The organism is Rhodoligotrophos sp. CJ14, from assembly GCF_038811545.1.
GTDB lineage: Bacteria > Pseudomonadota > Alphaproteobacteria > Rhizobiales > Im1 > Rhodoligotrophos > Rhodoligotrophos ferricapiens.
This window is the reverse complement of record NZ_CP133319.1, coordinates 2,228,566-2,241,092: the sequence shown is the minus strand read 5'-3', so window position 1 is coordinate 2,241,092 and position 12,527 is coordinate 2,228,566. Positions and strand designations below refer to the sequence as shown.

Below are 12,527 nucleotides of genomic sequence, written 5' to 3'. Positions count from 1 at the left end.
CCCACAGCTTTTGGAGGGCCTTCATCATGGTCCATCACGAAAAGCCATCTGCATTCGCTACGGCTGAACAAGCGCCGGCCATCGCCGTGGCGTGGGAAACCGTCGCGCCGAGGGAGGCGCTGGCTCTCCTGCAAGTCACGGCAACGGGCCTGTCAAGCGCAGAAGCGGCCGCACGTCAGGAACGGTTCGGCCCGAACGTGCTGCCGGGAAGCAAGCGGCGCAGTGCCCTCGGGCGGCTGCTCGACCAGTGCAACAACGTTCTGGTCTATACGCTGCTCGCGGCGGTGGCCGTCACCCTGGCGATCGGCCATTGGCTCGACTCCGCCGTAATCATCGCGGTCGTGCTGGGCAATGCCCTGATCGGTTTCCTGCAGGAGAGCAAGGCGGAAGGCGCTCTGGCGGCGGTGCACCGGATGCTGGCGCAGACGGCCGCGGTGCTGCGGAACGGTCGCCGCCTGGCGCTGCCGGCTGCAGATCTCGTTCCCGGCGACGTGGTGCTGCTCCAGTCCGGCGATCGGGTCCCGGCTGATGTCCGCCTGCTCGAAAGCCGGGGTCTGCTGATCGACGAGGCGATCCTGACCGGTGAATCCGTGCCGGTTGCCAAACATCCGGCTGCGGTTGCCGCCGGCCATAGCCTCGGCGACCGTACCTGCATGGCGTTCTCGGGCACAATGGTGCTGGCGGGGCAGGCGACGGCGGTTGTGGTCGCCACCGGACAGGAGAGCCAGCTGGGCCGCGTGGGCACGCTGGTCGCAAGTGTCGAGCAGCCGACCACGCCGCTGCTGCGCCGCCTGTCCTCGGTCGGGCGCAAGCTGAGCTTTGGCATTCTGTTGTTCGCCGCCGCCGTGTTCGGCATCGGCCTGTTCACCGGCACCACCACGCCCGACGAGCTGTTCCTCGCTGCAGTGGGCCTTGCGGTGGCGGCGATTCCCGAAGGGCTGCCGGCGATCGTCAGCATTATTCTGGCGATCGGCGTGCGCCGCATGGCGGCCCGTGGCGCTCTGGTGCGCCGAACCGCTGCCGTGGAGAGCCTGGGCAGCGTCACCGTGATATGCACCGACAAGACGGGCACGCTCACCCGCAACGAGCTGGTCGCGCGCACAGTCGTGACCGCCGACGGATCATACGAGGTGAGCGGAGATGGGTATCGACCCTCGGGAACGGTCCATAACCAACGAGGACAGGCCGTCGACATCTCGGAAGATCAGACCCTGCGCGAACTGCTCGCGGCCGCCGTGCTCTGCAACGACGCGGAGATCGTCGAGCGAGACGGCAGCTGGGCGGCCGAAGGAGACCCCATCGAAGGGGCGCTGCTCGCCCTGGCCGCCAAGTCGGGGCTGACGGCCTCCTCGATCCGACATGCGCATCCGCGCCTCGATCTCGTGCCCTTCGAATCCGAGCACCGCTACATGGCAACCGCGAATGGGAGCCCGCATGCGACCCTCGTCTCGGTGAAGGGCGCGCCAGAACGGCTGATCGAGCTGTGTGCCTTCGAGAGAGCTCGGTGCGGGGATCAACCGATTGATCGGCGCCGCTGGCAAGAGCGAGCCGAGCTGCTGGCCAGTGGCGGCATGCGCGTGCTGGCGATTGCGGCGGCACGGTCAAGCCAACCTGCCGTGTTGACTGGCGAGCACCTGCCGCCGACGCTGAGCCTGCTCGGTCTGGTCGGCTTCATCGATCCGCCGCGCCCGGAGGCGATCCTGGCGGTCTCTGCGTGCAGGCGCGCCGGCATCGCCGTCAAGATGGCGACGGGCGACCATGCCGCAACCGCACTGGCCATATCCGGCGAGATCGGCCTCGACACGACGGGAGGTGTGCTCACAGGCGCCGATTTGAGCAAGCTGAGCGGCGAGGCTCTGGCAGAGGCCGCAATGCGGGTGAACGTGTTCGCCCGCGTCGATCCAAGCCATAAGCTTAAGCTGGTGGAAGCCCTGCAGCGGGCTGGTCACTCCGTGGCGATGACCGGCGATGGGGTGAATGATGCGCCTGCCTTGCGCCGGGCGGATATCGGCGTCGCCATGGGCCAGAAGGGTTCGGATGCGGCGCGCGAGGCGGCCCAGATGGTGCTGGTGGACGACAATTTCGCCACCATCGCGGCAGCGGTCGAGCAAGGTCGGGTGATCAGCGACAACCTGCGCAAGACGCTCGCCTTCGTGTTGCCGACCAATGCTGGCGAGGCGCTCATCCTGGTTACGGCGATCCTGACCGGCATGCCGCTGCCGATCACCGCTCTGCAGATCTTGTGGATCAATTTCGCAACGGCCGTGACCCTGAGCTTCGCGCTGGCTTTCGATCCGGCGGAACGGGATGTGATGTTGCGGCGGCCCGCCAAGCACAGGGCGCGCCTTTTGGACAGGGCGATGGTGATCCGAATTCTGATCATCTCTGCCCTGATTGCTGCGGCAGCGATGACCTTGTTCCACCTCGCCCTCGCAGCGGAGGCGCCCGTCGCCGTCGCGCGAGCAGTCGCCGTGAACACCGTTGTGGCCAGCGAGATCGCCTACCTCCTGACCATTGGTGCGATCTGGCGCCGCGACCCGGCGGGCATTCGCCGCACAAACCTGATGGTGCCGACGACCATTGTCGCTGCAATCATCGGGCAGCTGGTCCTGACGCAGTGGCGGCCCGCGGCCGATCTGTTCGGGCTCGCCCCGCTGGACGTCACGATGTGGGCCTGGGTGGTGTGCGCCGGCGCGGTGGCTTTCGTGCTGGCTAGACTGGTCGAGATCGCGTTCCGACACGCGGCTGCACGGAACGAGCGTGGTGGCATGGGGGTGGGGGCGGAATGTCGGTCAATGGCCCGTCAGGGAGGGTGTGATGGACACGACCTTTGATGAACACCGGCGTGCGGCGGCAAGGCTGTGCAGGCGCAGAACGCTGGCGGTTCTGATGGCGATCGGCCTTCTGTCGATGTTCATCGGTGCGATCGCGCCCAATGACAGTTCGGGCGCTATCACCACAGTGCAAAGCACCATTCGCCCCGAAGCGATCAGTTGGCCGGCTGTGCCCACTGGGACGAGTATTTGCAAGAACAAGGTCTGGCCGCCGCGCGCCTTTATCACCGTGGAGCCATGCGCAATCGCGCACTGCGAGAGCGCCTAATTACAGGATTGGCCCGTGTATTTCCTAGCACTTGCTGCCGATTATGACGGAACTATTGCCAAGAACGGTATCGTCCAGCCCGAGACCGTGGCGGCGCTGCGCAGGCTCAAGGCAGCAGGCCTCAAGCTGATTCTGGTTACAGGGCGCGAGTTGCGCGAACTCGAGCCGATATTTCCGGAGATTACTCTGTTCGACCGCGTCATTGCCGAAAATGGCGCAACGCTTTACGACCCATCGAATGGTCGAGAGCGGCTGCTTGCATCACCGCCGCCGGCCGTCTTTGTTACCAGGCTGCGGGAGCTCGAGGTTGAGCCGCTGTCGGTCGGCCGCTGCGTTGTCGCAACCTGGGAGCCCTGTCAGTTACGAGTGCTCAGCGCCATTCAGGAACTCGGCTTGGACCTGCAGATCATCTTCAACAAAGGCGCGGTCATGGTTATGCCGGCGGGCGTGAATAAGGCGACCGGCCTCTCAGCAGCCCTTCGCGAGCTGGATATTTCCGCGCATAATGTCGTGGCTGTGGGTGATGCGGAGAACGACCATGCCTTCCTGCAGGCCTGCGGCTGTGCGGCAGCGGTGGCCAATGCCCTGCCGGCGGTCAAGGAGCGCGCCGACATCCGCCTTGCCGGCGATCACGGCGCCGGCGTGATCGAGCTGATCGAAAACATCCTCGCTGGCGAGATGGACCTCGGCTGCACGGCCAGGAACGGGGTGGGAGTTGGCTGGACACGAGAGGGAAGGCAGGTCTGCCTCGCGCCGTCTGGCGGCAGTGTGCTGATCATCGGGCCCTCCGGATGCGGCAAGTCAACCATGGCAACCGCGTTGACGGAGCAGATGGTCGACAAGGGTTTCGAGTTTTGCATCCTCGATCCGGAAGGCGATTACGTGGACCTCCTGCACGCGGTCCCAATCGGCAGCCCCAACGTCCCCCCCGATCCGGCGCAGGCGCTCAAACTTCTGAACGAGGCTGGCGTCAACCTAGTACTCAACACGCAATCACTCGATCCCACGGAGAGGCGTAGGCTCTTTAGCACGATGCTGCTGCAAACCGCGCGAGTGCGGGCGAGGAGTGGCCGGCCGCAATGGCTAATCATCGATGAGGCTCACCAGGTTCTACCGGCCACAGAAGGGGCTGCGGCCGAGCCGCTCGCCCATCGCGACATTCCTGTGGCCATTCTGATCACTATGCATCCGGAAACCATTTGCCCGAATGCGCTCAACATGGTCGAGACCGTTATTGCCTTAGGAGATGAGTCGCAAGCGGCGCTTGCACGTTTCGCCGCGATAACCGGGAGGACCGCGCCTGCGATTGCAGCAGCGCCACAGCGGGGGCAGGCGGTACATTGGTCGCTGAAGACGGGCGACAAACCGCAATTAATTTCGATCGTATCTCCCGCGCAAATCCATAAACGCCATGCAGGAAAATATGCAGTGGGCGATGTCGGCCCATGGCGCAGCTTCTATTTTCGCGGACCAGGCCTGAAGCACAACTGCAAGGCCGAGAACCTCTACAAGTTCCTGGAGATCGCCCATAACATAGATGATCCGACTTGGGATTATCACCTCCGTGCCGGCGACTATTCTGCGTGGTTCCGTCACGTTATAAGGGACGAGCGGCTTGCCGCTTCGGCGGCACGAGTAGAGGCGGATCTGACGCTCGATTCCGTGGAAAGCCGCCGGCGTATCAGAAAGGCCATTTGCCGGCGTTATGCCGCGCCGTGCTGCTAGCTGTAGTTTCTTGGTCTAGGCGGAGGCATGGTAGCTGAGCATATCCGGACTGCGAAACCACTCTCAGTCCTTGGGGGTCGCCTTTTCTTCAGGCGAACAGGTATCCGCTTGGCTCAAGAATGCTCCAAGGCTAGTTGCTCGCTATAGTTTTGCCTTAGCGAGAGAGAAAGAGGGGGACGGGGCTCGCCTGCAGCAATGATTGAGTCGCACCACCAAATACGATCCGCTGGATCCAGGAGTGAGCGAACGCGCCCATGACCACCATGTCTATATGAGCGCTTGCTGCGCGCTGGCGCAAAGTATCGCCCACGCCATCTGGGCTCATAACGAGATCCACCACAGTGACTTCTACCCCATGCGCAGCGAGATGCGGAGCGAGCTCCGCGCCGGGATCGCTATGGGTCAGATCCTTCTCTCCGACTACGGATACGATCTCGACATAATGCGCAGCGCGGAGAAATGGTAAGGCGTCATTGACAGCCCGCGTCGCCTCGGCTCCGCCATCCCAAGCGACCATGATTCTGTTGCCGCGGAACTCACATCCGGCGGGAACGATGATGAGTGGCCTACCTGACCTGAACAGCGCCGCGTTGATCAGCCCTCGATCTAGTGAGAAGGTTTCCGGCTCTGCATCCAAAATGGTCAGATCATGAGCGCGGGTCTGTGCAATGAAGGCCGGCACGAGCTCGTTGTAGGGGAGATCGAGATTTTCCGTAGTGCACGAAATACCGCTGAGATTCGCCAGCCTTTGTGTGTTCTCTGCAGCCTTTGTTGCCTCGCTTCGTAGGCGTGCGTTTTCCGTTGCGACAAGGCGGGCGGCGAAGCCGCCTAGCATGGCATGCGAGAACACCAGCTTAACGGAGGCCGCCTGAACGGTCAGACGTGCCTCTGCTTCCTGGGCGAGCGTGACAGCGAAGCTCAGCGCAGAAGAGGTTTCATGCTCCAGCGCCTCCGCCGTCGTGCCTACAAGTATATTCTTCACGTTCTTCAACATCTTTGCCTCCTTCTTTGGAAGCATTTTGCTGGTGCACAGGGGGTGCGCTTTGATCCCGCTCAATTGACGGTCGATCGTTTCTCCGCCGGGTGTAAAGGAATATTGATCCGGATCAAGGTAGCGGCCGCTCGAAGGCTTCACCCTGCTCAAATGAGCAATGGAGTGTTCCATGTCGTACAAAAACTTGATGGTGAGCTTGGATCTGACGGCGGAAGCAGGTCATCGCGTCGAACTGGCTGCGGGCCTGGCCAAGCGGTTCCAGGCTCGGCTCATTGGCATTGCCGGCCGCCGCTACGAGTACATTCCGTTCGAACCACTCGCGTATGGCGCCAACACGATCATGTTAGACGAGCTGGAGCGGAGAATAGCGGCGGATCTGAGGGGCTTGGAGCAGCGGTTCAGAGATATCGCCGGCATGCATAACAGCCTCGAATGGCGTTTTGGTTCTGGGCAACCTGTTGCACTGCTTGCCCGCGAGGCGCGCGCCGCCGACTTGGTCATCCTCGCGCGGCAGAACCGTCAAGACGAACAGGACCCGCTGTTTTCCGTTGACCCTGGAGAGGCCGTAATGGCGCTCGGTCGGCCCATCCTTGTGGTGCCCCCCAACACAACCACCCTTGTGGCCAAGCAGGTCGTTGTTGCGTGGAAGGACACACGTGAGGCCCGTCGTGCCGTTCGCGACGCGCTGCCATTCCTCAAGGTAGCGAGCGAGGTGGTGGTGGTTGGCGTTGGTGCTCCAAATGATGCGAACGGGGCGCAAGATGTGGCTAACTATCTTCAGCACCATGGGATTTCTGCCTCAGCCGCTCACCGGCCTGGGGACGACGCCAAGGCGGCGAACGCGGTCCTCGACGTGGTTGCCGAGGCGTGCGCGGACCTTCTGGTGATGGGAGCGTATGGCCACAGCCGAACGCGAGAGTGGATTTTGGGTGGGGTCACGCACGAGCTCCTGAGCCGGACACCCGTGTGTTGCCTCATGGCCCATTGAACCTCGTCGATAAGGGGCGACCCATGTTGAAGTTGATCCACCTTTATCTAGCCCGGTGCCCGGAATTCCCGGAGGGCAGCTCAAAACACGGCTACGAAATTGTAGCTCCGCTTGATGCTGCGGGCCGCATCGACCTCGGGGACTGGAACCTAAACCGAGAGAAATGCAAGGTGCGGCGGTTCTGGAACGGGGAGGCGAACCGCGCCGGTCGGCTTGTCCACCGCGCCGGCGGGCCGCATGGCGCGACCTGGGTCATCGATTACGATGCCCGCAGCACCAGCGATGATGAGCCAGGTTATCGTCTGGACCTGCATCGTCTTGCGGAGGGCGAATATGTCACGATCCGCGATGCCAATGACACACCTCGCACCTTCCAGGTTGCCCATGTGAGGGGGCTCCACTCTAGACCCTCTGAAAGGAGCCGAGCATGATCAGCTGGCTGTTGCGGCCAATCCTGGCTCTGTCCGGCGTCGTCGCGGCCTTGCTTGTGGCGAGGGACGCTCTGAATTTCGGCGTGATCCAAGTGATGATCAGCCTCGTTTTGATCACGGCCCTGGTCGGAGCGGCGGCCTTCTGGCCGCAGCGCTGGACCGATTGGATCTTCGGCAGAATCCGGAAGACCTAGGGAACGAGCACAGCGGCGCCCTTGAGGCGTCCCTCGCGCAGGTCTGCGAGAGCGGCGTTTGCCTGCTCCAGCGGATAGGGCACTGATTCGGTGCGGACTCCCGCCGCGCGGGCGATTGCGAAGAACGAATGCCCATCGGCACGGGTGAGATTGGCGACCGATACGAGTTCGCGCTCTTCCCACAGCGACCGATAGGGAAAGCTCGGGATATCGGTCATATGGATGCCGCCGCATACCACGCGACCTCCCTTGCGTACGGCCTTGAGCGCGAGCGGCACCAGCGCGCCCACTGGAGCGAGAATGATGGCGCAGTCGAGCTGTTCAGGCGGCGGTTCGTCGGAAGCGCCGGCCCACTCAGCACCGCATGCCCTGGCAAAATCCTGGGCCGCGACATCGCCGCTGCGGGTAAATGCGAACACGCGGCGTCCTTGCCAGCGGGCGACCTGAGCGATGATATGCGCCGCCGCACCGAAGCCGTATAGCCCGAGATTGCGGCCCGGTCCGGCTTTCTGCAGACAGCGCCATCCGATCAAGCCGGCACAGAGCAGCGGTGCAACTGCGACCGGATCGGTCTCTAGATCGAGCGGGATCACGTAGTCGCTCTCGGCAACCACGTGGCTGGCATAGCCGCCATCCCGTGTGTAGCCCGTGAAGGTCGGCCGATCGCACAGGTTCTCCTGATCGCTCAAGCAATAGGCGCAGTGCCGGCAGGTCCCGCCCAGCCATGGCACCCCGACCCGTTCGCCTACCGTGAGCCCGGTGATATCCGCCCCGAGGGCCTCTATACGGCCCACGATCTCGTGCCCGGGCACGATCGGGTGCGGAACGTTAGGTAACTCGTCGTCGACCACGTGCAAGTCGGTGCGGCACACACCACAAGCCTCGACTCGGATGAAGACCTCGCACGGGCTGGGCGTGGGTCGCGCCCGCTGCTCGAGCACCAGCTCGCTCCGTGGCTTCTGTAGCACCATCACCCGCATAGGCCATCCCTCACCTAAACAGGTCCCATGAGGAAGCGCATACGTACAAGCTCGGACAGGCTGGCGGCCTGCATCTTGGTCATGAGGCTAGCGCGGTAAACCTCCACCGTGCGCGGGCTAATACCTAGTTCGAACGCGATCACCTTGTTGGGCTTGCCCGCCACCAGCTGTTCCAGCACGTCGCGCTCGCGCGGGGACAAGGAGCCATGCCGGCGGCTGATCTCGGCAAGCTGGGCTTCACGCTGCGCCTCCTGGTCCCTCGCGCCCAGCGCCGCTGTCACGGCTGAGATGATCACCTCATCATCGAACGGCTTCTCGATGAAATCGAGCGCGCCGTGTTTCATGGCGTCGACCGCCATGGGAATATCGCCGTGGCCCGTCATGACGATTACGGGCAGCCGGCTGTCCCGTGCCTTGACTTCCTTCAGCAGGTCGAGCCCGCTCATCTCCGGCATCCGGACATCCGTAACGACGCAGCCACAGCGCCTGCTGTCGAATGCAGAAAGAAATTCTGTGGCAGACTCGTGGGTGCGGACGGCAAGGCCGGCGCTAGCGAGAAGAAAGCTCAAGGATTCCCGCACGGCCTCGTCATCATCGATCACATAGATGAGCTTGTCGGTCATAATACAACCGCGTCCGTTGTCACTGCCGGCACTGTAAAGCGGAAAATGGTTCCGCCACCGAGATTGGGCTCTGCGCCAATCTGCCCACCATGGGCCTCGATGATCGTACGCGAGATGGAGAGGCCGACGCCCATGCCGTGTCGCTTCGTCGTGAAGAAAGGCTGAAACAGCTGGCGCGTGGCATCTTCGGTCAGCCCCATGCCTGTATCCGCAACGCTGATCTCGACCATGTCGCCCTCGATCTGTCGACTGGAAACAGTCAGCTCGCGCCGCTCGGCGTTCGCCATGGCCTCCATGGCATTACGCATCAAGTTAATCAGCACCTGCTGTATCTGCACGCGGTCGGCCAAAATGCGGTCGCAGTTCGGATCAAGTCTGAGTCTGACGCGCACGCCCTCCTCCTTTGCACCCACCAGGGCAAGGGCGCTCGCTTCTTCCATCAGCTTGGCCAGGCTCTCGATGCGCGGGTCGCTCTCGCCGCGCGCGACGAAATCGCGCAGGCGCCGGATGATCTGCCCGGCGCGCAGCGCCTGGTCGGCTGCCTTCTGCATGGCATCGCCGATCAGCTCCAATTCCGGTTCGCGGCGCTTCTCCAGCAACCGCCTTGCGCCCTTGAGATAGTTCGCAATGGCAGACAAAGGCTGATTGAGCTCGTGCGCCAAGGTCGATGCCATCTCACCCATGGCGGTCAGCCGTGAGATGTGGACGAGCTCCGACTGCAGCTCCTGAAGACGGGTCTCGGTCTTCTGCCGCTCCGTCAGGTCACGAACGAATCCGGTGAAGTAGCGCCGCTCAGCGGACTTCATCTCGCCTACCGACAACTCCATGGGAAAGGTGGAGCCGTCCTTGCGTTCGCCGACCACCACCCGTCCAATGCCGATGATCCGCCGTTCACCGGTCGCGAGATACCGGGTGATATAGCCATCATGGGCATCGCGATAAGGTTGGGGCATCAGCACCTTGACGTTCTGCCCGATTGCCTCGTCGGCAGTGTAGCCGAACAGCCGCTCGGCCGTGGAGCTGAAGGACTGCATAACGCCCTGCTCGTCAATGACGATCATGGCGTCGGGTACGGTCTCCAGGATCGAGCGCAGATGCGCTTCCCGTTCCTGCAGTTCCCGGTTCCGCTCGCCTGACTCGCTGCGGATCCTGTGCAGCCGATGCCCGAGCCAGGCAATCCCGGTCCCGATGATCGCGAAAGTCGTGATATCGACCTCGAACCAGGGGGGCAGCCCGCCCGACCAGATCGCCAGCAGTGCGGCGGCCGCTAAGCTCAGCGCGGTGGCGAGCAGACCGGGGCCTAAGCCGCCCAGGGCGCTTGCGGCGAGCACGGCCGGCACAAACAGGACCAGCAATGGCCGATCATGCAACAGCGGGTCGAGCAGGACTCGCACGGGTCCCAGCAGGCCGACCAAGATGATAGCAGCTGCGTAGCCGGCAGGAGGCCCGAACCGCCCCAGAAAGATCGGGTTCGCCCGACTTGCCTCCGGCCTGTTCATTTCGGGACGTCCTGCCGCGCGCCCTAGGCAGCTCATCGGAGAAGCTCACTTTGCCAACTATAAATCATGACTACTGCTCGCCTGTGTTCCTCGCAAGCGCTACCCCAATCATGCCAGAATGAGCGCTGCTAGTGCGGCGCTTGTGAGCAACGCCAATGCGGTGGCAGCGCCGATGAGCAGCCCGTATTGCCGCGAACCGAGCAGAATGCTGAGCCCCGCCTTGCCCACCATGTTTGCTGCGAACGCGAGCAGCACTGCAAACAGCAATGTGCTGCCCGGCCCAGGCGTGTCGTTTAATCGGCTGAGCGATATTATAACTGCGTCGATGTCAACGAGACCCATGGCACCGGAAGCAATAAGCGTTCCGCTTCCGCCGAGCAGTTCCGTCGCCGCGCGGGCAATGAACATCGCGATCGCCAATACGGCCGCGAGCTGCAGTACCGAGGAAAGGCGGAATGGGTTGCGTGTCTCTGTCGTCGCCGTACTCGATGCGATGCTGTCCCTGGTGCTCAAGTAGATCGCGGCAACCCCGAGTACAGCCGCGGCCAGGCCGAATACCGGAGCGAGGTTTGCCATCGCGGCTGGGATGAGAACGGCGAGCAGACCTATCGCGCGCAGGGCAGAGACCGCGCTTGCCGCGAGCGCGCCGGCGGCGATGACCTCTATGTTCTCGTTCCCGACGGATTGGCGCGCAGAGGTCAGCGCTACGGCGGTTGACGAGGCAAGGCCACCGGCAAACCCCGCGATGACGGGGCCACGCTTATTCCCGAAGATCTTCACAGAGATGTATCCGGTGTAGGATACGGCAGCGAGCACGATGGCGAAAATCCAGATCTCCCGCGGGTTGATGGCGTCCAGAGGGCCGATGTGCCGGTCCGGCAGCAGGGGCAGCACGACAAAGGCCATGGCGAGAAGCAGAATGGCCGATCTCAGCTCGCGCCACTCGATCTTAGCGATCAGACCGTGCAGCAATTCCCGGCTGGCGAGGAGCAGCGTCAGCAGAATGGCCAGTGCAGCTGTGATGGTCACATCGCCGACCACCGCCATGGCGCCTAGCAGCAGCGTGACCTGACCCACGATGACGGCGGTCACGCTGAATTCGTGCTGCTCGGCCGCCTCTCTCCACTTGAACGCAGCGAATACGGCTGAGTAGGCCACGAACACCAAGCTGATCAGCACGATCCCCACATCGCCTGACCCGAGCTGCTGCGCAACGGCAGCTGTGCTGCCACCAAGCAAACCGGTGACCCCGAACGTGCGGATGCCTGCGGTGCGCGAGCCAGGCGGCCCAGCACGTTCGCGCCAATGCCGCTCCGTGCCGACCAGCAGGCCAACCGCCAGGGCAAGGCCGAGCCGGAACAGCAGATCAGCCGGATTCATGGTCCCTCAATATCCCGCCGCTCAAAGGCAGTCCAAAGAGCGCATTCAGAAGTGTTCTCCCGCGTTGAATGGTCCATGCCGAGTTGAAGCGGCAACCAGGAAAGCCGTGGACCACCCGATCAGCATGAACCCGTTGATTCCCTCCAGAGAGCTGAACAGCCGCCACTCGCTGGCAAGCACCACATCACCATAGCCGACCGTCGAGAAGGTGACGGTCGAGAAGTAGAGCGCATCCGCCATGTTGTCGATCGCTCCGATGGCGAGATAGGCCAGAGCCCAGGTCCAGACCTCGACCGTATGGACCAGGAAAAGGCCGAGCACGACGGTAATCATGGCAGCCGATCGCCCCAGTGTGGCCCTCGATAATCCGAAATGCGACCCGAAGAAATTCACCAAGCGCGAAAGAGTGATGAGGCCGACCGTGTGAATGACAACGGTCGCCGCAATCAGAAGGGTCCCTGCAGCAAGATTAATGTGCATCATGGTGCGCGTAGGCTCGGAGGGATGCTGAACCAAATTGGAGCAACTAACCGGTCTTTGCGGCGGCATCTGCCATGTAGGGTGCAAAGTAGGACTACGACCTTGCGCCAGATCAAAACTGCTGAGCGCGC

12 protein-coding genes are annotated in these 12,527 nt (G+C 62.9%); 6 read left to right on the top strand and 6 right to left on the bottom strand.

The features are described 5' to 3' along the window. The first annotated feature begins 26 nt into the window (after positions 1 to 26). Genes RCF49_RS10415 through RCF49_RS10405 form a run of 3 tightly spaced genes read left to right on the top strand, consistent with a single transcriptional unit; the run spans position 27 to position 4,827 of the window. Positions 27 to 2,834, top strand: coding sequence for a cation-translocating P-type ATPase (locus tag RCF49_RS10415; protein WP_342643956.1), 2,808 nt, complete (start codon positions 27 to 29; stop codon positions 2,832 to 2,834). Further along, positions 2,818 to 3,102 (top strand): hypothetical protein, encoded by a 285-nt coding sequence (locus tag RCF49_RS10410; protein ID WP_342643955.1) that lies wholly within the window; start codon positions 2,818 to 2,820, stop codon positions 3,100 to 3,102. The genes RCF49_RS10415 and RCF49_RS10410 overlap by 17 nt, the downstream gene beginning before the upstream one ends. A 15-nt stretch (positions 3,103 to 3,117) precedes the next feature. After that, positions 3,118 to 4,827, top strand: coding sequence for an HAD family hydrolase (locus tag RCF49_RS10405; RefSeq protein WP_342643954.1), 1,710 nt, complete (start codon positions 3,118 to 3,120; stop codon positions 4,825 to 4,827). 154 nt (positions 4,828 to 4,981) lie between these two features. Here RCF49_RS10405 and RCF49_RS10400 read toward each other — a convergent pair whose 3' ends face one another. Then, entirely contained in the window at positions 4,982 to 5,992 is a 1,011-nt protein-coding gene (locus RCF49_RS10400) for a universal stress protein (RefSeq protein ID WP_342644173.1), read from the bottom strand. Between RCF49_RS10400 and RCF49_RS10395 the strand changes: the two genes are divergently transcribed. From RCF49_RS10395 to RCF49_RS10385, 3 genes are read left to right on the top strand one after another with little or no spacing between them, the layout of a single operon-like run. Continuing rightward, positions 5,991 to 6,809: a universal stress protein gene (locus tag RCF49_RS10395; RefSeq protein ID WP_342643953.1), complete on the top strand. Its 819-nt coding sequence runs from the start codon at positions 5,991 to 5,993 to the stop codon at positions 6,807 to 6,809. The genes RCF49_RS10400 and RCF49_RS10395 overlap by 2 nt on opposite strands. A 23-nt stretch (positions 6,810 to 6,832) precedes the next feature. Continuing rightward, positions 6,833 to 7,240 (top strand): hypothetical protein, encoded by a 408-nt coding sequence (locus tag RCF49_RS10390; protein ID WP_342643952.1) that lies wholly within the window; start codon positions 6,833 to 6,835, stop codon positions 7,238 to 7,240. After that, positions 7,237 to 7,434, top strand: a complete 198-nt coding sequence (locus RCF49_RS10385) for a hypothetical protein (RefSeq protein ID WP_342643951.1) — start codon at positions 7,237 to 7,239, stop codon at positions 7,432 to 7,434. The genes RCF49_RS10390 and RCF49_RS10385 overlap by 4 nt, the downstream gene beginning before the upstream one ends. On the opposite strand, the gene RCF49_RS10380 is transcribed toward RCF49_RS10385, so the two are convergent. From RCF49_RS10380 to RCF49_RS10360, 5 genes are all read right to left on the bottom strand, one after another. Then, on the bottom strand, positions 7,431 to 8,414 hold the full coding sequence (locus RCF49_RS10380; RefSeq protein ID WP_342643950.1) for a zinc-dependent alcohol dehydrogenase family protein: 984 nt from the start codon (positions 8,412 to 8,414) through the stop codon (positions 7,431 to 7,433). The genes RCF49_RS10385 and RCF49_RS10380 overlap by 4 nt on opposite strands. A 14-nt stretch (positions 8,415 to 8,428) precedes the next feature. Then, positions 8,429 to 9,037 carry a response regulator FixJ gene (gene fixJ, locus RCF49_RS10375; protein WP_342643949.1) on the bottom strand — a complete coding sequence of 203 codons (609 nt, stop codon included), beginning with the start codon at positions 9,035 to 9,037 and terminating at the stop codon, positions 8,429 to 8,431. Then, a complete protein-coding gene (locus tag RCF49_RS10370) occupies positions 9,034 to 10,536 on the bottom strand; it encodes a PAS domain-containing sensor histidine kinase (RefSeq protein WP_342643948.1) in 1,503 nt (500 codons plus the stop codon). Before RCF49_RS10370 ends, fixJ begins: the two co-directional genes overlap by 4 nt. A 108-nt stretch (positions 10,537 to 10,644) precedes the next feature. Then, the gene (locus tag RCF49_RS10365) at positions 10,645 to 11,916 is read right to left on the bottom strand and encodes an MgtC/SapB family protein (RefSeq protein WP_342643947.1); all 1,272 of its coding nucleotides are present in this window, start codon (positions 11,914 to 11,916) and stop codon (positions 10,645 to 10,647) included. Positions 11,917 to 11,961: 45 nt separating this feature from the next. Continuing rightward, positions 11,962 to 12,399 (bottom strand): potassium channel family protein, encoded by a 438-nt coding sequence (locus RCF49_RS10360; RefSeq protein WP_342643946.1) that lies wholly within the window; start codon positions 12,397 to 12,399, stop codon positions 11,962 to 11,964. Between the last annotated feature and the right edge of the window lie 128 nt (positions 12,400 to 12,527).